At 46.7% G+C, this 21575-nt stretch carries 14 protein-coding genes and 3 pseudogenes; 6 read left to right on the forward strand and 11 right to left on the reverse strand.

Features of this window, described 5'->3' with window-relative positions; all coding sequences use genetic code 11:
* Nucleotides 1–139 precede the first annotated feature (139 nt).
* Nucleotides 140–1687, reverse strand: a complete 1548-nt coding sequence (locus TZ48_RS03145; protein WP_112478232.1) for a DUF3360 family protein — start codon at nt 1685–1687, stop codon at nt 140–142.
* A gap of 428 nt (nt 1688–2115) precedes the next feature.
* On the opposite strand from TZ48_RS03145, the gene TZ48_RS03150 reads away from it, so the two are divergent.
* The 5 genes and pseudogenes from TZ48_RS03150 (at nt 2116) to TZ48_RS03170 (ending at nt 7230) form a co-directional block, all read left to right on the forward strand.
* A complete protein-coding gene (locus TZ48_RS03150; protein ID WP_112478233.1) occupies nt 2116–3603 on the forward strand; it encodes a flagellar sheath protein A in 1488 nt (495 codons plus the stop codon).
* A 450-nt stretch (nt 3604–4053) separates the two neighbouring features.
* A complete protein-coding gene (locus TZ48_RS03155) occupies nt 4054–4824 on the forward strand; it encodes an ABC transporter ATP-binding protein (protein WP_042501899.1) in 771 nt (256 codons plus the stop codon).
* Nucleotides 4825–4912: 88 nt separating this feature from the next.
* The gene (locus TZ48_RS03160; RefSeq protein WP_162674477.1) at nt 4913–5683 is read left to right on the forward strand and encodes an ABC transporter substrate-binding protein; all 771 of its coding nucleotides are present in this window, start codon (nt 4913–4915) and stop codon (nt 5681–5683) included.
* Between the two features lie 120 nt (nt 5684–5803).
* Nucleotides 5804–6543, forward strand: a pseudogene (locus TZ48_RS03165) (ABC transporter permease).
* Nucleotides 6544–6546: 3 nt separating this feature from the next.
* Nucleotides 6547–7230, forward strand: coding sequence for an ABC transporter permease (locus TZ48_RS03170; protein ID WP_112478235.1), 684 nt, complete (start codon nt 6547–6549; stop codon nt 7228–7230).
* Between the two features lie 98 nt (nt 7231–7328).
* Here the strand turns inward: TZ48_RS03170 and xthA are convergent, their stop codons facing one another.
* Nucleotides 7329–8135: an exodeoxyribonuclease III gene (gene xthA, locus TZ48_RS03175; RefSeq protein WP_112478236.1), complete on the reverse strand. Its 807-nt coding sequence runs from the start codon at nt 8133–8135 to the stop codon at nt 7329–7331.
* A gap of 179 nt (nt 8136–8314) precedes the next feature.
* On the opposite strand from xthA, the gene TZ48_RS03180 reads away from it, so the two are divergent.
* The gene (locus TZ48_RS03180) at nt 8315–10432 is read left to right on the forward strand and encodes a methyl-accepting chemotaxis protein (protein ID WP_112478237.1); all 2118 of its coding nucleotides are present in this window, start codon (nt 8315–8317) and stop codon (nt 10430–10432) included.
* An 85-nt stretch (nt 10433–10517) separates the two neighbouring features.
* Here TZ48_RS03180 and TZ48_RS03185 read toward each other — a convergent pair whose 3' ends face one another.
* The 9 genes and pseudogenes from TZ48_RS03185 to TZ48_RS03220 form a co-directional block, all read right to left on the reverse strand.
* Nucleotides 10518–12965 carry an efflux RND transporter permease subunit gene (locus TZ48_RS03185; protein WP_275426403.1) on the reverse strand — a complete coding sequence of 816 codons (2448 nt, stop codon included), beginning with the start codon at nt 12963–12965 and terminating at the stop codon, nt 10518–10520.
* Nucleotides 12914–13669, reverse strand: coding sequence for an efflux RND transporter permease subunit (locus tag TZ48_RS25710; protein ID WP_275426404.1), 756 nt, complete (start codon nt 13667–13669; stop codon nt 12914–12916). The genes TZ48_RS03185 and TZ48_RS25710 overlap by 52 nt, the downstream gene beginning before the upstream one ends.
* 3 nt (nt 13670–13672) lie before the next feature.
* On the reverse strand, nt 13673–14824 hold the full coding sequence (locus tag TZ48_RS03190; RefSeq protein ID WP_112478238.1) for an efflux RND transporter periplasmic adaptor subunit: 1152 nt from the start codon (nt 14822–14824) through the stop codon (nt 13673–13675).
* Between the two features lie 548 nt (nt 14825–15372).
* Nucleotides 15373–16347: an alpha-L-glutamate ligase-like protein gene (locus tag TZ48_RS03195; RefSeq protein WP_112478239.1), complete on the reverse strand. Its 975-nt coding sequence runs from the start codon at nt 16345–16347 to the stop codon at nt 15373–15375.
* A gap of 3 nt (nt 16348–16350) precedes the next feature.
* On the reverse strand, nt 16351–17856 hold the full coding sequence (locus TZ48_RS03200; RefSeq protein ID WP_112478240.1) for an inactive transglutaminase family protein: 1506 nt from the start codon (nt 17854–17856) through the stop codon (nt 16351–16353).
* 55 nt (nt 17857–17911) lie between these two features.
* Entirely contained in the window at nt 17912–18646 is a 735-nt protein-coding gene (locus TZ48_RS03205; RefSeq protein WP_112478241.1) for an ATP-dependent zinc protease family protein, read from the reverse strand.
* 156 nt (nt 18647–18802) lie between these two features.
* A pseudogene (gene cmoB, locus TZ48_RS03210) lies at nt 18803–19779 on the reverse strand (tRNA 5-methoxyuridine(34)/uridine 5-oxyacetic acid(34) synthase CmoB).
* Nucleotides 19780–19850: 71 nt separating this feature from the next.
* Nucleotides 19851–20578, reverse strand: a pseudogene (gene cmoA, locus TZ48_RS03215) (carboxy-S-adenosyl-L-methionine synthase CmoA).
* Nucleotides 20579–20696: 118 nt separating this feature from the next.
* Complete coding sequence (locus TZ48_RS03220; protein ID WP_112478242.1) at nt 20697–21575, reverse strand: DUF72 domain-containing protein; 879 nt, start codon at nt 21573–21575, stop codon at nt 20697–20699.

The raw sequence follows: 21575 nt of genomic DNA on the forward strand, positions 1-21575 counted from the left end.
TAGATATTGTCATTCCTGACGTTAAAATCAAGCCTACACTAAAAATAAATTGTAAAACTTAAACTAAATCAATAAATCTTAAAAAACTGTGATAAAAATTTGGGCAGTGAATGTCACTGCCCAAATAATCAACTAGATATTATAGGAAAGCTGGGATGCCGTACTGGCCTTCTAGCATACCTACAGCAAGCATTGCTACTAGACAGATTACGAATACACCGACTGGGATGACAATCTTATCTACAAAAGATAGACGAGAAGCACGCTCTTTGTCACCGATCAGGCCATTATTATCTAGGAACATGGTCAGAGCCCATGCTAGTACTGGGTTTGCAACGACAGATGCAAAGATACAGATACCCGCAGCTTGTGAATCTTTCGTCTCTTTAACCATCTGCATGCCCGCTTCTAGTAGCGGAAGGAATACACCTACTAGTAGTGCAACACGCATCACTGGCGGCCATACCGCAACGTCCATTGGGAAACCAAGGATGGCCACGATGATACATAGTGAACCAAGAAGGATTGCACCACCTGGAATTGGACGCTTAGCGATAGCTGCTGGGATCATGTAAGTACCCCAAGACGACGTGATGTTACCACCACCCACAGCCGTACCAACCATTTGACGTACAGAACACATAGTCATAGTGTCATCTACGTCCATAAGCACTTTTTCAGTCTTACGTGGGTAGTTCAGCTCTTGGAAGATACGGTGACCTAGGAAGTCAGGAGACCACATCGCTACAGCAAGAATCGCAAACGGTAGAGAGGCAATGAAGTGTTGTAGGTTAGGAAGACCTAACATCCAACCTTCTTCCGTGCTGCCCCACCAGTAAACTGGGTTAAGGTTAGGTAGACCCATTTCTGTTTCGAACGTCAAGTCGAAGCCTGCACCTAAACCAAGCGCAAGCAGTAGACCCGTTACCGCACATACAGGGATTGCCAACCAACGCATGTTGATTTTTGCAAGGTATGCGTAAACAGCAATGTTGATGCCTAGTACGATTAGACCAATGTAACCCATGCTGCCAGCTTCAACATCTGCAGACTGAAGACCGACTGCCCACTCTTGGATTGAGCCGATTTGGCTCATCGTACCGGTAAAGCCTAGGAAGATTAACAGGCCACCTGCAGTACCTTGAGAGGTGAGGTTAACGAGCTTAGATCCACCTTTAAAGTAGCTAAGTAGTAGACCGAACACACCAAGAAGGATAGCAAGAGCAAGAGGGTGAGCACCGGCAAGCGCAATAGAACCGATAAGCGGGATCATTGGGCCGTGGTTACCAGCAAGGTTGGCGCGTGGGTTAATGAAACCTGATGCGAGAATACAGAACAATAACGCTGGAATAAGCATTTCAACACGAGCAACCTCAATGGCAAATTCTTTACCTAGGTTTACGTGATCCCAAGCGGCGGTTAGACCGTCTGCCCATGACATCATTACCGCTGAGTACATCGCGATAATGCCGATAGTACCAGCGAGAGCAGGTACCAAATCTTCGAGTTCAAAGCGGAAATCGCGGCCCGGTAGGTTAAGACCAAAGCGTCGCGGTTTCATGATTTGAAGTTCGTGGTCTAGGTATTCAGAGCGGCTGACAAACTCAGATGCTGGACGGTGAAGCTCTTGATAGCTCTTAGTCTCGATATCCGAATCAGAATGCGCTTTGTTAACTGCGTCTGACATAGATTCCTCATTTATATATAAAGTTAGTCGTTTGGCTTGATATGCGAATTCCATTCACCGTTTGCCTCGGCCAGGAGGTGCACGTGGTTAACGTGCTAAGGATAGACAACATTCTAAAAGTCGGGTGAATAATTCGTGCTATATCAATGCTGCCGAGTCTAACAAGCAACACTAACGCCTTGATTGATCTTGATCACTTTAAGAAAAAATGTGAAAGAAAACTACAACAGTTGTTTGAAATGGCGCACTTTATTAACAATCTCCGTAACTGACTTTCAGTAACTTTCCCTACATTCCAATTACATTCACAAAGTGAATTGGACGTTTTATCGTCGCGAGAAAAACTTGGCACAGACTTTGCGACACTGACAGCATATGAGAGAGAGTGGCAACACTTTGCCGCCAGGATATGAATTAGGAATGTAACTATGAAAAAAGCAGTAATGTTGCCACTCGTCGCGGCGATTTCAGGAGCTATGGTTGGCTGTGGTGGTGGCGGTGGTGGTGGATCGACGCCTCCTGCACCGAGCTTGACTTACTATACGTTTAGTTTTTACAAGCCGGCTGAAGTAGATTACAACCCTGCATCTAGCTGTACAGTTTTTGATATTTATGAAGATACAGCTAGTCAACCTGCAAAACTAAAGGCAATGAACTATCTTGCGATTGGTACGTCTTTGGATTCACTTATCAAAGCAATTTATTCCGATGAAAATGGTGTCCAGGTTGGAACAGAGGTAAGCACAGTAAATGGGTCTCTACGTATTGCTTTGGAAAACATTCCAAACAATGGTTACGTAACGATACAAGAGCAGTATGGCCCAGCAGTATATGCCCAGTCTTTTTCAAAAGAGGTGCTGACTTCTGATACGAGCATGCGAAATACATTTATATCAGTTCTAAATCCTGCTTCTAAAGGAAGCTGTTTAACCGGTAACAATGATGCACCAAGAACAATTACTAGTCTGTCATATGCTAATGATGAGGACGCATCGGGCAATCCAAACATTCGAATCTACTTTGACTCTCAGTTGGAAACAATAGAGAGCACTAACACCTCGTTGGATTCCATTGAAGGCGTCAACAAAGAGAGCACTATGATCAGTCAGTATAGAACGACAGATCGCAGTCAATTGTTCCAGTACGGTTTTGATGGTTGGAACAACAATACGATGAAGTTTACTGGTAACCAGGGCACAGCCGACACGTCGAAGTCACAAATTGTATCGGATAACCTACAGCCTAATAAAATCGAGCTTAATGTCATCTACAACAACTTTATGTATGAGTTGGCAGAGCTATCAGTAGCAAATGATCAAGCTGCATTTTATCACCCAGACGAACGTTTAGGTGAATCTTGGGCGTACAGTATGAGCGGCTCTATCGCTGCTGCTGGTTGGGAGGCAAGCTACCAAGATGTGATTGCACCCAATTCTTGGTCGATTTCAATTGACGATGAGGGGCTCTTTATGTCTAACAATGCTAATGATGCCAAAGCTAGCGTATCAAATGAGACCGTAGATGTTAGGGCAAGTATTGGTATTAACTCAGAAAAAGGACTTCAGCGCATAGCTTACGAGCAAGGAGATGGCGCTGGGTACTTAGTTAAGCACACAGTTTATACTCATATTTCTCCAACGGTCAAAATACCAAAGCTTGATCTAAGTGAGTTTGACAGCAGTGTTGCGGATAATTTGAGAATTACGTCGACCTCAAAGATATCACAATCGTATCTATTCACTGAAAATGACAAAGATGTGGTTCTAGCTGATTTTATGACTGCGTTCCGTCATGGAGGCCATGGTAACGTAGATAACGATAGCATGAGTATTGTTAAGTCACTGCAAGATATGAGATACACATTGAACAATATTGCACAAACAAGATCTTACTATCTACATCGATATGATAACTAAGCCTATTCTAGATTTAGAATAATTAGCAGCCCTCTCCACCGTGAGAGGGCTTTTTTGATCTGACTATCAAATCTATCAACTAGACCATAATGTTGGCTAATGGCCAATAAGTAGATCTTATCCACTGAAAGAGGGGTGATATTTAGCTATAGATTCCGAATGATCGTGGTTTTATGTAACAATATCGCAATAAAAGGTGCTGCGGTATGAAAAACAACCACTGACTAAAAGTGCAGCATTCAGCGAATAATATTCATAAAAAGCAGTGGTAAACACTTTAATTTGCATAATCTGTCAGATACAATGCCTGCGTAGTCAAAAATTACAGGTTAATAGTTTGTTGCAACCTATGCTTTCTAGTGCTAGCTTGTATCGAACAAACAAAAGGTCGGAGTACCTTTGCCTATCAAATAGGCTTAGCAGTCAATAATATACAGGGAGCACAAGCGCATGAATGAAGTACCCGCGCTGGACATAAAAGAACTGCACAAGACCTTTGGTCAAAATGAAGTTTTAAAAGGGATTTCCCTTGCTGCACATAAAGGTGATGTCATCTCAATTATTGGCTCATCAGGCTCTGGGAAGAGCACCTTTCTACGTTGTATCAACTTACTGGAAACGCCAACAGAGGGTGAGATTTGGGTTAATGGTGAATTGATCCAAATGAAGAAAAACCGTCAGGGCGAGTCACTTCCTGCTAATGAAAAACAAGTTCAGCGAATCCGTTCTCGCTTAGCGATGGTTTTTCAGGGTTTCAATCTTTGGTCACACATGACCGTCCTAGAGAACATCATTGAGGCGCCAATTCATGTTTTGGGTGTGCCGAAAGCACAAGCTATTGAAAATGCCGAGCTACTTCTAAAGAAAGTGGGTCTGTATGAGCGCCGTGATTACTATCCAGGGCACCTTTCAGGCGGACAGCAACAACGTGCTGCCATTGCGCGCGCATTGGCGGTTGAGCCAGAGGTCATGCTGTTCGATGAACCAACCTCCGCTCTTGATCCAGAGTTGGTTGGTGAAGTGTTGGGCGTTATGCAAGATTTGGCTGAAGAAGGCAGAACCATGCTCGTGGTAACACACGAAATGGCGTTTGCTCGTGACGTCTCCAACCACGTGATGTTCTTGCATCAAGGTCGAGTGGAAGAGCAGGGTGACCCAGCAAAACTGTTCACCAACCCAGAATCGGAACGTCTACAACAATTTATTTCATCTATCTACTAATATAGAAGATGATCTTCTGGGCTAAGGCTCAGAAAAATCAATAAAAACACAACACAAAAACAAAAATTTCAATCACAGGAGTATGGAAATGAAAAAGTGGTTAATGGTAGCAGCACTGGCTGCAACAGCTGCGACTGGAGTAGCACAAGCTAAGGAATGGAAAACTGTGCGCTTTGGTATTGAGGGGGCATACCCTCCATTTAGCTGGACTGAAGCTGATGGTTCTATCAAAGGTTTCGATGTTGATATGGCTAACGCGCTTTGTGAAGAGTTAAAAGCGAAGTGTGTTATCGTTCCTCAAGATTGGGATGGCATCATTCCGTCACTACTAGCTCGTAAATACGACGCAATCATTGCTGCAATGTCTATCACTGAAGAGCGTAAGAAGAAAGTTGATTTCACTGGCAAATACGCTCAAATCCCAAACAAATTCATCGCTAAAAAAGGTGCGGGTCTAAACTTTGACAACCTTAGCGGCGCAAAAATTGGTGTTCAGCGTGCTACAACGCACGACAAGTACCTAACAGACAACTATGGCGATCAAGTAGAAATCGTACGCTACGGTTCGTTTGACGAAGCTTACCTAGATCTTGCTAACGGTCGTATCGTTGCAGTACTGGGTGACGCATCTGCTCTAGAAGAAGGCGTGATCAACAAAGATGGTGGCGACGCTTATGAGTTTGTTGGTCCATCTCTAACTGACGCGAAGTGGTTCGGTGAAGGTATGGGTATTGCGGTACGTAAGCAAGACAAAGACCTAACGAAGCAACTTGACGCTGCAATCACTTCTCTACGCGCTAGCGGTAAGTACGACGAGATTGCATCTAAGTACTTCAACTACGACGTTTACGGTCAGTAATCTGACGGTTTAATAAAAGACGAGGGCTTGAGCTAGTCTCAAGCCCTTTTTACTAAAGGGCGAGTCACAGGCCTTTTGGTAAGACTGACCAACAATTTTGCTGTGCTGTTGGAAGGAACTATGCTCGATTTACAAGGATATGAAGCCTCAATACTAAAAGGGGCCGTACTCACCATAGAAGTGGCAATCTTGTCACTGATCCTCGCTATGGTGCTGGGTATGTTAGGTGCGCTTGCTAAGATGGCACCTTACAAATGGGCGCGTGCGATTGCGACCCTTTACACGACTATCATCCGAGGTATTCCAGACCTCGTACTTATGATGCTGATTTTCTTCGGCGGACAGATCTTACTCAACAACAGTTTGTATGCAATAAACGAGTGGTTGAACGAATGGTTTACATCGAGCGACCCAAACCACGAATGGACTTCGTATCTTCCAGATTATATTGATGTGTCGCCTTTCATTGCCGGTGTACTGACTATTGGTTTTATTTTTGGCGCTTACATGGCAGAAACCTTCCGCGGCGCGATCATGGCAGTAGACAAAGGTGAGCTGGAAGCGGCTAAAGCGTATGGCATGAGTTCAACTTTAGCCTTTCGACGCATCCTACTGCCGCAGATGATTCGCCACGCTTTGCCGGGGTTTGGTAACAACTGGCTAGTACTGCTTAAAACAACAGCCTTGGTATCGATTATCGGTCTTGAAGACATGGTACGGATGAGCTCGCTCGCGGCGGGTACCACAAAGATGCCGTTTACGTTCTACATGGCCGTAGCATCATCTTCTTAATCTTCACAAGTATCTCTACCGGGTTTCTAAAACTGGTTGAGCGCAAATTCAGTATTCATGTGAGGTAAGCTATGGACTTTTCTCTGATTATCGACAGCTTGCCTATCTATTTTGACGGCCTTTGGACCACAGTCTGGTTGGTGCTATCGGCACTCATTATTGGCTTAGGTGTGGCTATTCCGCTTGCTATAGCGCGTAACAGCGACAACTATTTGCTGAGCTTACCGTCATGGGGCTTTATTTACTTTTTCCGTGGCACACCGCTACTGGTTCAGCTTTACCTGATTTATTACGGTATGGATCAATTTTTCCCAGTGAAAGATACCCTCTGGGAGAATGCTTGGTTCTGTGCTTTAGTCGCATTTGTACTCAACACCTCGGCTTACACTGCGGAAATTATTCGTGGTGCCATCAACGGCTTGCCACGTGGTGAAGTTGAAGCGGCGAAAGCGTATGGTATGAGCACTTGGAAAACCTATCGTCGCATCATTTTACCATCGGCATTAAGGCGTGCACTGCCTGCATACAGTAACGAAGTGATCTTTATGCTTCATGGTTCAGCCGTGGCTGGTATTGTGACAATCATGGATCTTACCGGCGCTGCTCGTTTGGTAAACTCTCGTTACTACGCGCCATTTGAGTCGTTCTTGGCGGCGGGTATGTTCTACATGGCACTGACGTTTATTATTCTTTGGTGCTTCAAGAAAGCCGAAAAACGTTTCTTGGCTTACCTGAGACCGCTCGGCTCTCAGTAGCCGTTAAGTTAGAAAGAGTCAGCGTAAAACAAAAGAAAGGAGGCGATATCATCAGATATCGCCTCCTTTATACTTTCTCTATTTCGTTTAACGGCTAGTTACGAGAAGGTAGACCAAATCGGCGCATGATCAGACGGCTTCTCAATGCCACGTAGCTCGTAATCGATGTCTGCTTCCACACACTTTGCCGCTAGACTTGGCGTCGCTAAAACTACGTCAATGCGCAGGCCGCGGTTGTCATCAAAGCCGCGCGAGCGGTAATCAAACCATGAGAACTTGTCGTCCGCATTTGGATGGAGCTGACGGAAGGTGTCCACAAAGCCCCAATCAAGTAGCGTTTTTAGCCACTCACGCTCTTCTGGCTGGAATGAACACTTACCGGTTTTTAGCCAGCGCTTACGGTTAGGCTCACCGATACCAATATCGAGGTCGATTGGGCTGATGTTAATGTCGCCCATCACAATGACTTGCTCGTCATTGCTGTGGTACTCGTTCAAGTACTTCATAAGATCTTGGTAGAACTCGCGCTTGTATGGGTATTTCGTTTCGTGAGCGATGTTATCGCCTTGAGGGAAGTAGCCGTTGAGCACGGTAACTTTTTCGCCGTTTTCATCTTCAAACGTCGCCATGATCATGCGCTTCTGATGATCTTCGTTATCGGTTGGAAAACCTTTTTGCACCGAAATCGGCTCTTTCTTGCAAAGCATAGCCACGCCGTAATGTGCTTTTTGACCGTGAAAGTAAACTTTGTAGCCCATCTCTTCAACGGCTTCGACTGGGAAGGCTTCATCGTGAACTTTGATTTCTTGAAGACCGATGACATCTGGCTGATGCTTGTCAATTAGGGCTTGCAGTTGATGCAGTCTTGCTCGCAGACCATTGATATTAAAGCTAATGACTTTCATTTCTCACTAATCCTGTGATTTTTTAAATCGAAAGCAAAATACTAGCATTCTGGCTCAAACACATCCATCGATAGTGTTGAGCTAAGGATGTAAAAATGCTGTAATAAAACGCTCAATAAATAAGACCTTCGGTCGATACAAAAACAATACATGCTCCCCGTTTGCAAAAAGGATGTACTATGCGAACTCTCTCCGTGCAGTGGAAAATCACGGTACTAGCAGGCTTATGCTTGCTGTTCACCTCTATCGCCTTAATTGGCTTTTCACTTTATAACGCCGTCAATAGCCAGCAGTCGATCCAGGCGATGAGCTCACAGTCAGTTTCTGAGAAATCTCAGGCTCTGCTTGAAGCGCAAGCAGAGATCAACGCTCGCGAGGTTAAAGCCTACTTCGATGAAGCGGTTTACCGAGCGGAAATGCTGATTGCGAACGCCAAGTTTCAAAAGTTCAATGCTGAAGAGAACTTCTTGCCAAGTGAAGACTTGCGAGTAGCACTGGATGAGATGGTACGTCAGGCCGTGATTCAGTTTCCTTCCATACAAGGCGCGTACTTGGTATTTAAGCCAAATCAACTCGACGGCGAGGACAGTAACTATGAGGGCGCCGACTACGTAGGTTCAAACGAAATCGGCCAGTTTGCAACGTACTGGCAAATAGCTGCAACGGGTGAAAACGCAGTCCGCACGGTGCTAACTAAACAGATTCAAAACGCGATGGAAAATGCCGAGCGTTTTTACTGCCCACTAGCAAGTGGCGCTGCGTGTGTGAGCACACCTAGGCTGACCCAAGTGGGGGAAGCTCAGCACCTGACTTCTTCTTTGTCGTTGCCTATTGAAGTTGATAGCCAAGTGATTGGCTTTCTTGGTATTGATTTACAGCTAACTCAGCTGGCGAAAACGGTACTCGATTCGGATTCTAGCCTGTTTAACGGCAGTGGCCATGTCAACATCATCAGTTTAGATGAAAGCGTCATTGCCAGTGACAATACGGATATCGCAGTAGGCTCGCGTTACCAAAGTCAGGTACTCAACGCAGATCAAATCACTGACCTAATGTTTGGTGAGCAAGCAGAGACTCTGTGGAGCGCCGATAATCAATGGTTAACCGTGTTTAGCCCGGTGAGTATTGCCAACCAAACTTGGGGTGTATTCTTCGATATGCCGCGTGATAGTGTGCTCCACGATGCGATTACACTCGACAGTATCATTTCTCAGCAGTTAAGTGATGGCATTGTATTTGAAGTCATGGTGGGGGCAGGCTTCGTCCTCGTTGGCTTAATCATTATTAGCGTGATGTCCTCGCGTCTGGTGAAGCCTATTCGCGAAGTGGTTACTCGTCTCGAGGACATTGCCAGCGGTGAAGGCGATCTTACCCAACGTTTAGATGTGAAATCACAAGATGAAATTGGCCAGCTAGCAAAACAATTCAATGCGTTTCTCGCCAAGCTGCAAACCACTATCCAGCAAGTGGCGGTGACGACAGAGAAAATCAGTGGCACTGCTGAATCCGCGAATCAAACCGCAATCGCAACAAGAGAGAGCAGCGAAGCGCAATTCCGCGAAGTAGACTTAGTCGCAACCGCGTCAGAAGAGATGACGCAAACAGCTGCGCTGGTGGTTCAAAATGCGGAAGTGGCGGTAGAAGCCGCGTCTACAGCGAATGAGTCAGCAAGCCAAGGTCAAGAAGTAGCGGAGCTCTCAGCGAGCGAAATGGTTCGTTTGGTTGAGCAGATGAAAGTGACGGTGCCAGTCGTGGAAGAGCTTGCTAAGAATAACGCCAACATCACCGAGATTCTGGCAGTGATTGAAGGCATATCTGAGCAAACCAACTTGCTTGCACTGAATGCGGCTATTGAAGCTGCACGTGCGGGTGAGCAGGGTCGTGGTTTTGCAGTTGTTGCTGATGAGGTTCGTAGCCTTGCAAGCCGCACCCAAGACTCGGTCGGTGAGATCCAGCAAGTCATTGAGCGCGTTCAAAAAGGCACGGCAGATGTGGTTGCTGCGATGCAAGAGAGCTCCAACCTCGCTGACTCAACATCGAATCATGTTCAGCAAGCGGTATCTGCATTGAGCCGCATTTTCGAGTCGATCTCTGCCATCAACGACATGAACTCACAAATTGTTCGCGCTGCGGAAGAGCAGCAATCGGTATCGAGTGAGGTGAACCAGAATGTGAGTAACATTCGTGATTTGAGTGCTAAGATCCTTGAAAATGCCGGTGAAGCCGAAAAGGTTGGACAGGAGATCAATTCGCTGTCGGATACACAACAATCACTGATGAATCAGTTCAAAGTGTAACCGTAGCCTGATATAGGATACTCAAAACATAAAAAGGCGCACTTTAAAAAAGAGTGCGCCTTTTTCATGACTGAGAGTCAGGGCGTCAATCCGTTTGTTGTGGTTGTACCGATTTCTCAGCTGCGATGTTTACTTTGCCAAATCGCTCACGCATACGCTGTAGCATGACCCATACAACAGGCACAACCAGGCAGCCTAGTACTGTTGCAGCCAGCATGCCGCCAAAAGTACTGTAGCCTACCGCACGACGCGCACCGTCACCGGCTCCGGTTGCAATCACCAAAGGTACGACACCTAAAATGAAGGAGAATGCTGTCATCAATACCGCACGAAAACGAAGTTTAGTGGCAGAGACGGCAGCCTCAACAATCGATAGTCCCTGAGTTTCACGCAGCTCTTTAGCAAATTCGACGATCAATATCGCGTTTCGACTTGCCATGCCCACCATGAGCACCAAGCCCACTTGAGTGTAGATATTGATATCGCCACCCATAATCCAAGTGTGGAACAGAGCGCCAAAAACGGCGGTCGGCACACAAAGAATAATCGCTAGCGGCGTCACCCATGACTCATATTGTGCCACCAAGAACAGGAAGGTGAACAGCATTGCCATGCCAAACATAATTGGAGCTGCGTTGCCCGCTTTTTGCTCTTGATAGGTTAAGCCAGACCAATCGTACTTGTAACCACTTGGCAATGTGCTGTCCGCAATACTCGCCATTGCTGCCACCGCCTGCCCCGAGCTGTACCCAGGCGCTGCGACACCGTTAATCATCAGTGAGCTATAGAGGTTAAAGCGCTCTACCGCTTCAGCACCTAGCACATTGTTGATCTCGATAAGCGAGTTGAGCGGCACCATTTTCCCATCATTTGAGCGCACGTAGTAGCTCGAGATGTCACTGCTGTCTGAGCGGCTTTGTGCTTCTGACTGCAAGAACACTTTATAGTTACGACCAAACTCGGTGAAGTCGTTCACGTACAAACCACCTAGGTAGGTTTGCAGCGTCATGTAGACCGACTGTAAATCGACATTGGTCGATTTGATTTTGTCTCGTTTTAGCTTAACCTCAACTTGTGGCGTGTTAGCGCGGAACATAGTGTAAGTAAAATCAATGGCTGGATGTGCCATCGCTTTGGCCATTAATTCATCGCCAACAGCGGCAAGCTCTGCTGGAGAGCGTCCTAGGGTATCTTCAAGGCGCATTTCAAAGCCAGAGTTCATACCAAGTGCCGGAATTGGCGGCGCGAAGAAGCTGATGATATCGGCATTTTTGATGTGATTGAGCTTGTCTTGTACTCGTCCCATGATGGCTTTCATGTGCAAGTTGGCATCGGTGCGCTCAGACCAGTGATCGAGGTTGACGATCATCATTGCAGAGTTCGAAGCCGCTGCGTTGCCAAGCAAGCTAAAGCCTGGCGCAGAGACCACACTTGATACGCCTTCTTCTTCAAGCACCATGTCAATGGCATCACGGGTAATTTGCTCGGTACGCGCTAGTGACGCTGCTTGTGGTAGCTCAATATTGACAAAGAAGTTACCCGAGTCCTCATCGGGTAAGAAGCCGCTTGGCATCTTATACCCCATAAGCACAATGGCAATAATCATGACGCCAAAGCCAATCATGCTCAGTGTGAGTCGCTTAATCATCAGTGTGACGCTATTACCAAGTCCTGCCGTTGCCTTATCTAGATATTTGTTGAAGGCTTGCAACCATTTACCTGGTTTAGGACCGCCCGGGCGCATCAAAATAGCAGCAAGTGCAGGTGTTAACGTTAGAGCGTTTACAGTCGATATCGCAATTGAGACCGAAAGCGTAATACCAAACTGCTGATATAGCTGCCCCGTCAGTCCCGGCATCATAGTGACGGGACCAAATACCGCGAACAGTACTAAGGCAGAGGCGAGGATTGGGCCGGTGACTTCTTGCATCGCTTTGATAGTGGCATCCATGGCAGAAAGATCTTCCTCCGCCATTAAACGCTCAACATTTTCTACGACGATGATCGCCGCGTCCACCACGGCACCTATGGAAAGTACCAAGCCCAGCAGTGTTAGCATATTCATCGACATACCCATCGCTTGCATCACAGCAAAGGTAGCGATGACCGAGACTGGGATAGCAATCACAGGGATAATGGTCGTACGCCAGTCTTGAAGGAAAATATAAGTCACTGCGGTTACCAAAATAATGGCAATCACAAGCGTTTCCATGACTTCGGCGATGGAGACTTTAACAAACTCGGTTTGGTTGTACGGGATTTGGTAATCAATACCTTGCGGAAAGCGCGATTTAAGCTCTTCCATCTTGGCGTAAATGCCTTCCGATATCTCGAGTGCGTTGGCACCCGGCGCTTGATAAATCGCGAGCAAGGCCGCATCCGACTGGTCATACATGGCTTTGACAATGTACTGCTGTGAGCCAAGTTCAACGCGACCTAGATCAGAGATACGCACCAGTTTGCCAGAGGTGTCGGCTTTGACTACAATATCTTCAAATTGCTGTTTATGACGCAGGCGGCCCTCTGTGCGCACCACCATTTGGAACGGTGATGTTTGGGTGGCGTAAGGGCTGCACCAACGCTACCCGCAGGGCGAATGACGTTTTGCTCGCCAATCGCACTAGCCACATCTTCTGGCACAATACCAAGACTGGCCATTTTGCTCGGATCCAGCCAAATACGCATCGCGTATTCCATGTCACCAATGTTGCGAACCTTAGACACGCCATTGACACGCGCTAGCTCGTCTTTGATGTTCATGTTGGCGTAGTTGTTGAGGAACAGGCCGTCTTTAGATTGATCTGGAGAGTGCACCATAACCGCCATCATGATGTTGGATGCGGTCTTTTCAACCTTAACACCTGAGCGTTTTACTTCTTCAGGAAGCTTCGCCATTGCACGGTTTACGCGGTTCTGAACAAGGATTTGCGCTTTGTCGGCATCAAAGCCCACTTCGAACGCAACCGTGAGAATGTAGTTACCGTCACTGGCAGATTTCGAGCGCATGTAAATCATACCCTCTACACCGTTGACCTCTTTCTCTATTTCGGTCGCTACTGTGTCGCGCAGCACTTCGGCGTTTGCACCAGTGAATTCGGTAGAGACTTCGATTTCCGGCGGCGCAACGTTAGGGTACTGTTCAACCGGTGCCTTGAGCAGCGCAATCAGACCGATGATGGTCATGATGATGCTCAGTACAATGGCGAACTTTGGGCGACGAATGAAATATTCAACCATACGTTAGCCCTCAGTTGTTACTTTAGCCACTGCTGGGCTATCAGTATTCGTTGAACTGACCGATACGTTTGAACCAGGTTTTACTTTCTGCAAACCTTCGCTCACCACCTGTTCTCCTGCTTCAATACCAGACTCCACTAGGAAAACCGTGTCTAGCTGCTGGTACCACTGGATATAGCGTTTTTCGATAAGGTTTTTGCTATCGACAACGTAGACAAAGTGACCACCTTGATCGAACTGAACCGACTCGCTTGGCACGGACAGTGGCGTGAGTGAATCATCGACGACTTCAATAGTGACGTATTGGCCAGGCAGTAGCAGCAAATCAGGGTTTGGGAAGTTAAGGCGAACCGTGATGGTGCCTGTTTCTACATCCACGCGGTTATCGACAAAACCAACTTGACCAAGGTATGGATAGGTTGCACCGTTTGAGAGTTTCAGGTGAACTTCAAAGTCGCTGGCGTGTTTTTCATCCAGTAGCATGGCTTCTTGGAACTCAGCAAGACCCGAGGTCTCGTTCACTGCGATATTCACCCAAGTGGTATCGAGCTTAACCACTGTCGTCAGTGGCTGTCCTTCCGGCGTCACAATGTCACCAATGCTGTAACCGGAATTGCTGACACGGCCATCGATAGGGCTGTAAATCTTGGTCCAGTTTAGTTCAAGCTCTGCTTTATCGAATTCAGACTTAGCAATTTCATAAGCAGCAATAGACGTGGTTTCTTCTAGCTCGACTTCTTCGAATTCAAGAGGAGAAAGGGAGCCTTCTTTGTGAAGCTTAACGGCGCGTTGCAGTGTGCGCTGCGCCTGAAGCATTTTCGCCTTTGTTTTAGCAAGCTCGGCTTTAGCGGCATTCAATCGCACTTGGAATGGTTGTGGGTCGAGCGCGTATAAAAGCTCACCCTTTTTCACATCCGCACCTTCCGCGACCGCTTTAGTGATCAATCGACCAGAAACCAATGGGCGTATTTGTACATCTTCAGGAGCATGAGTTCGGCCAACATATTCAGTGGTTGGAAACACGTCGCTATGGGTCACTGTGACCGTGCTGACTTCAACGGAAGATGGGTGTAAATCGGTATTTTGTTCAGCACCACATCCAGAAAGAAAAAGAAGTGAAAGCGAGAGGGCGGTGCTTATTGCGGTTTTGGTCATAAAGATCTCCGATGTGCAAACCCAGGGCAGAAAAAGTGGGCGATTGATGCTCGCCGCTTCTGGCTATACAGCCCTAATTTTGCGAAACAGTGATGGTTTTATTGCATCATTTAGGCGCGAGCATCCTAGACGCAAAGACCTAAACTGCTGAGTGAAATGATACAAATATCAATTTATATCGAAAAAACATCACGATACGGATGTTAAGGAGATACGCGATGCTAAAACAGTACGGCCATTACTTAAGTGATTGAATTATGGTGATAATGCCACTTTGGTAGTGAGTTTTATAAAAGATGGGATTGAAGGGTGAATGTGACTGGGTTTGGTATTTTTGACTTTATTTTTCTAACTTGCTGAATTTATTGGATTGTGCTGTTTTTTGAACCGTTTGGAATAGTTTTTAGGGGGCAGATGGAAAGTGTGAGCTTGATCATCGGGGTTTAGAAATAGCTAAGGTTTTAGGGCAAGATTTTTGAGAGCACTTGAGAGAAAAAAAGCGCTCTGGTGAGGAGCGCTTTGTGGATGCTTTACGTTGGCGTGCGAGATTAAGCGTCTTCGGCGTGACCGAACATCTTCGCTGCGTACTCGACACGCTCTTCTGGACTAGGATACTCAAATGGATTTGGCGTTCCTAATGACTCGATATGCTGTAGCCTTGGCAAAATACCGCAACCATTAGCAATTTGAATCGCAAGACCAGGTCGCGCATTGAGCTCAAGCACCATAGGACCCTCTTCTTTATCAAGCACCATGTCCGTTCCCATATAACCCAGACCTGTCATTTCATACGCACTAGAGGCGAGCGTGAGCAGTCGTTTCCAATGCGGAACCGCAAGTGTCGCTAGCTCTTTGCCGGTATCTGGGTGATGGGTGATAGGGCGGTCAAACTGTACCGCACGCACTGCTTTGCCGGTGGCAATATCGATACCAACCCCGACCGCGCCCTGGTGAAGGTTCGCTTTGCCGTCAGAAGCGGAAGTAGACAAGCGCATCATCGCCATAACAGGGTAGCCCTGAAATACAATAATACGTACGTCTGGCACACCCTCATAACTAAAACCATCGAAGCAGTTGTCAAACTTGATCAGGTTTTCAACAACAGCCACGTCGTTCTTACCACCAAGTGAGAACAGACCGGCAAGGGTGTTACTGATATGACGCTCAACATCGGCTTTGTTAATGGTCGCGCCAGACGGCTTAGTATAAACGCCATCCTTGTGGCTTACGATCACCAAGATACCCTTACCGCCACTGCCTTGCGCTGGCTTAATCACAAACCCCGGCCAATCTTTAACCATAGCGTGAATGCGTTTTGCTTCCGCTTGGTTATTTACTACGCCAATGAGCGCTGGCGTTGTCGCGCCCGCTTTCTCTGCAATGATTTTGGTTTTTAGCTTGTCATCCACAAGTGGATACTTCGAGCGGTCATTGTACTTACCAATGTAACCATGGTTACGCTGGTTCATACCCATGATGCCGCGGTCACGAAGCTTAAAAGGACTGGTTAGCTTTCCAAGCATAGATTAGTCCTCCGTCAGTGGCTTAAAGCGACGCAGTTCAGTGAGTCGGTAACCTGTGTATGTACCGAGTAGCAAGATACCGCCAAGGATAACCAGCTGCAGACCGATAAAGTTAAACGTTAGGTGCTGAACATAAGGGTTTGTCATTGCCAGGTAGACAAGAACGGCTGTTAATAGCGAACCACCACCTTGCAGTACCACTTCCTTCGCACCTTCTTCCTCCCAAAGGATAGACATACGTTCGATTGTCCAAGAAAGGATAATCATAGGGAAGAAGGTAATAGATAGACCTTCGGTTAGACCGATCTTAAATGCGACAACCGTAAATACTGAGATAATCAGTATTACCGTGATGATGACCGCGGATATTCGGGCGACCAACAGAAGATTGAGCTTGGATAGGTAGCTACGAATCACCAGACCCGTACCGACAATCAATAGGAAACCCACAATACCGGTGACGAGCTGAGTTTGTACAAAGGCCACCGCAATCAACACTGGCATGAAGGTACCAGAGGTCTTTAGACCAATTAGAATACGCAGGAATACAACAATCAGCGCACCGATTGGGATCAGCATGATGGTTTTGAACATGGCTTGCTCTTCGAGAGGCAAGCTATGGATAGAGAAGTTTAATAGGCCGTCAGCATCCACTTTACTGTCGGTTGCTTCTTGAGGAGAGACCTCTTGAGCAATCATAGTAAAGTGAACTTTACTGTCTTTACCGCCAACGACATCAAGCAGCGATACGTTAGATTCGTCCCAAACAAGCAGATTGGCTTGTTTTTTACCCTCTGTGGATTCTGGAGAGAAGATTTGCCACTTAGCACCGTCCCACACACTCAGCATTTGTTGAATAGACTGACGTCGACGACCATCTTCCAGTTCGATAACGCCCACAACTTTGCTTGGTACTTCCGCGAACGCGAGCAGTTTTGCCGCGGCTTGAAGCTTAGTCATGTTATTAAGAATAAGTGCCGAGTTTTGGCTGTCACCATCGTTCAGCGCTTTGATAAGTTCACGTGTGAAGGTGATGTTGTCAGACGAGCGGGATTGTGCGCGATCCATCAGGGCAACGGCTGCCGCTTCTTCCGGTCCATCAAAGGTGGGTTTAATCACGTCTTCCGCTGGAGGGGTAGAGCTAGCCAGCGCTTGGTCGTCCACAAGAAATTGTGTTTTGTAGTAGATGGTTTGCGGACCTTGTGCTTCGCGGATTGACCACTCAGCACGGCGACCGGCATCAGAATCGACATAAGAAACACCGTAACCTGGAGAAGAGGCAGACTCACCAATCAGTGTGAACCCTTCTTGAGTATAGGGTGCCGCGAGTGAAACCTTAGCCGGCTTACCAATCGCATTAAATTCGACGCGAGCCTCAATGTCCCAAACTTGACGAGTTTCGCCTGGAGTCCATGGTACGCCATAGGTATCGTGTCGGATGACACTAAGAGCAATACCCGCTGCTATGAGTAATGCTACTGATAAGAAAAATGGAATACGTGAAGTCATAAACAACCTTATTATTGTAATTGCTTCCCTGAAGGAGGTGTTATTTTAAAGAAAACTACTTGTTAGATGAAAGTATATATTGCTGACTTACATCAACTAAAGCAATATCTTTGATAAATTCTCTTCCTAGTAATATAGGGTGGGTCATTTGTGAGCGATCTGCCAGTGTAAATTGTGCTTTTTCATGGATTTTTCCAACACGGATCCAAAGTTCAACCACGGCTCTTCGTTCCATTTTTTCACTGGTTGATTGGCGAATTTTCACATATCGAATGACGGGTGCTTCTATCCAGCGATCGTTTTCTTTGCGGGACTTTTCATCAAGAAGTTTAAATTTCACCCACTGCTTACCATCTCTTTCGAATGCTTGAATATCCGATGCACTGAGTGACGACGTTACCGCGCCGGTATCGACACGCGCATCAAAACTGCGGTCTAGGATATCAAGGTGGACTTGTTCAACGGAGCCTAAAACGACAGGAGTAGAAGAGGAGGCTTTAGGAGCGATAATGGGCAGTGGCTTGTTTTGCTTTTCTGCTTGCTCTTCGCCAAGTTGTGCTTGCTTCAAAGCTTCGACTTCTTTAGTGAGTGCGATGACTTCGTTTTCTAAGCTATCAATGTAATCAGCGTTGTTGCTTAACTGCAGCGTAAGGTTAGTCAGTTTGTTGTCGAGGCGCGCTTCAGATTCTTGAATAGCGCTGATGGTGTTTTGATGAAGTTCTTGGTGATTGACTGTAGAACAACCTGAAAGTAGGCCGATGGCGACAAGAGGTGCCAAGCGTTTATACATCTTAAACCCTAAAAAACAATAAAATGGAACTGGAAGACTAGGGATTTTATCGTAACCAATAGGGAGTGCGATACTCCCTATTGTCAGAGCTGCGTCAGACTTATAAAAGCTCGGTCAAAGTTGCTGTATTTGGCAACAGTTTCTCATCGAATGAGACTATTTGTTCGGGTTTTCAGCCACTAACACTGCGCGTCTAGGTGCTGGATACCCTTCGACTGTTTTGCTTGGGTCGTTAGGATCTAAGTATTCAGGCAGTGAATTATGTGTCATCCAACCTGTCGTGCGCTGCTCGTCTGTAGAAGTTACATTTTCATCGACAATACGCACATTTACAAAGCCCACTTTTTCTAACCAAACTTTTAGTGCGCGCGCAGATGGGAAAAAGTACACATTGCGCATTTGTGCGTAGCGATCGACAGGAACAAGCACCGCATTTTCATCACCCTCGATAACTAGGGTCTCGAGTACCAGCTCGCCGCCTGCGACCAATTGGTTTTTCAATTGGATCAGATGGTCAAGCGGAGAGCGGCGGTGGTATAACACACCCATGCTAAATACCGTATCAAAGGCCTGAAGTTCCGGAAGCTGCTCGATACCAAGTGGTAAAAGGTGGGCACGCTGGTCACCGCCCATCATTTTGCGAATCGCTTCAAACTGCACTAGGAATAGATGTGAAGGATCGATACCCACACAAAGGCGCGCGCCTTCACCTAGCATGCGCACATGTGATAGCCGTTGCCACAGCCCACATCCAAGACTGAACGGTTTTTGAGTGGAGAAATGTGCGGTAATACGCGATCCCATTTCCAGTCAGAGCGCCATTCGGTGTCGATATGAATATCGTGAACGCGATAAGGGCCTTTGCGCCATGGATGGAAGGTGCGCAGCAGGTTTTCTAGCTTTTTCATTTCACCCATCGCGAGCGGTTCATTGTTCGCAAGCGACACTTCCGATTTCAGTTCAACGTTATCAGGCTGACCGGTTGGAATTTTCGCGAGTGCGCGCAACCAGCGGTCAAAATCACCATGCTCGGCATTCTGCCAGTCGGTGAGTTGCTGTGGCAGGATGTTAAGCCAAGGCTGAAGTTTGGTATCTTGAGCGATGAGCTGATAAAAGTTAGCAAAGTTAAACATGAAACTCTCAACAATAATGGGTGACAATAGCTAGGGTAAAATTAGTGTGCAGATTATTTATAGGCTGCAGTCTACTTAATGGCGAACATAGAGCCGAAGTTAAAACATTGGAACCAGACTTCGTAGCTAGTAAAGCCAATCTCTTTGAAGCGCTCTTTGTGCATGGTGATTGAGTCAGGACGCATTACATTTTCAATGGCACTGCGTTTTTGACTGATTTCGAGCTCGCTGTAGCCGTTAGCGCGTTTGAAGTCATGATGCAGGTCGATGAGTAGCTCATTTGAGTTCTCATCTTCAAACACATACTTCTCAGACAGAATCAAAATACCGCCAGGGCGTAAACCGGCGTAGATTTTTTCTAGCAGCGCACGGCGATCGTCTGGTGATAGAAACTGCAAGGTAAAGTTAAGAACCACAACAGAGGCATCTTTGATTTCAATATCGCGAATGTCTGCCTCGACGACAGTCACAGGCGTGTCTGAGCGGTAGGCGTTGACGTGTAACTTACAGCGCTCAACCATTGCTGATGAATTATCGACGGCAATGATCTGACAACCTTCTTGGCTGATATTACGACGCATAGACAACGTAGCTGCGCCAAGTGAACAACCCAAATCGTAAATAGAAGAGTGTGGCTTAGCAAAGCGTTCTGCAACATACCAATTGCAGAAATAATGTTGCTGTAGCCAGGTACGCTACGCTGGATCATATCTGGAAAGACTTCTGCTACTCGCTCATCAAAGGTGAAATCACCAATTCTGTCGATAGGAGCAGAGAAAATGGTGTCTTTATTCTGCATGTTAAGATTCCCCATTGCCGATTCGGACGGACGCAATAAAAAAGGCGCGCATTTTACGTCATTTCAGCCGAAATGTCATTAATGCTTTCAAAGCCAGTATCACTGGGTAGTTGGGCGGCTAAAACATCGAGATTTGATGGTCATCACGAAGACAAGGAAAGGTCGGTTTATCGCTTAAAGTAATATTGCCCGCTAGCGAAGATTTGAGCTCCTTATAGAGCTTGATTGCCAGTTCCGGTGCTTCTACATTGTCTGGCGTGTGGATCATTAAATAGGGCTGCTTACCTTGCTCAATCCACTGCGCCAGCTTCTTCTCCCAAGGTTTAAAAAACGCCAAGTTGGCTTCCATATCTGGGTGACCTATGAAACGGATCATTGGATGATCGGCGGTGGCAATGGCATGCACGGGTACTTTGGGCTTTTTATCGTGAGCATCAATGACCGCGGCGGTTGTTGGAGCCGCAGCAAAAACGGGACGAGAGTCCATGATAATGCGGTCGATGTGATGCTCCATGAGCCATTGATTGAAGACCCGCTCTTCCTCAGACTTGTTGAAAAAGCCCAAATGCCTCACTTCAACACCAAGTTTCATCTCAGACGGAAATTTGGCACAGAACGCTTGCAGAGCTGGGAGATCAGCAGGTGAAAACTTGCTCGGCAGTTGAATTGTCCACATACCCACTTTATTGTGCAAAGGTGCCATTACCTGCAGGAAGGCCATGAGTTCGTCTTGGCATTGGTTGAGCATTCGCTCATGGGTAATCGCTTTCGGAAGTTTAAAGGTAAAGCGGAAATCCTCAGAGGTCGCGTCATTCCAACTGGCGACCGTTTTTGCGCTCGGCGTGGCGTAAAACGTTGTGTTGCCCTCGACCGTATCAAATACAGAGGCGTATCGCGCTAAGCGCTCCCCAGGTTTGGTACCTTTTCCGTAGAAAGAGTGCTGCCAGTCATTGTGAGACCACATGGTCAATCCAAGTCGCAATGTCGGTTCACTCAT

It is taken from the genome of Vibrio variabilis, from assembly GCF_003263785.1.
In the GTDB taxonomy this organism is placed as follows: domain Bacteria; phylum Pseudomonadota; class Gammaproteobacteria; order Enterobacterales; family Vibrionaceae; genus Vibrio; species Vibrio variabilis.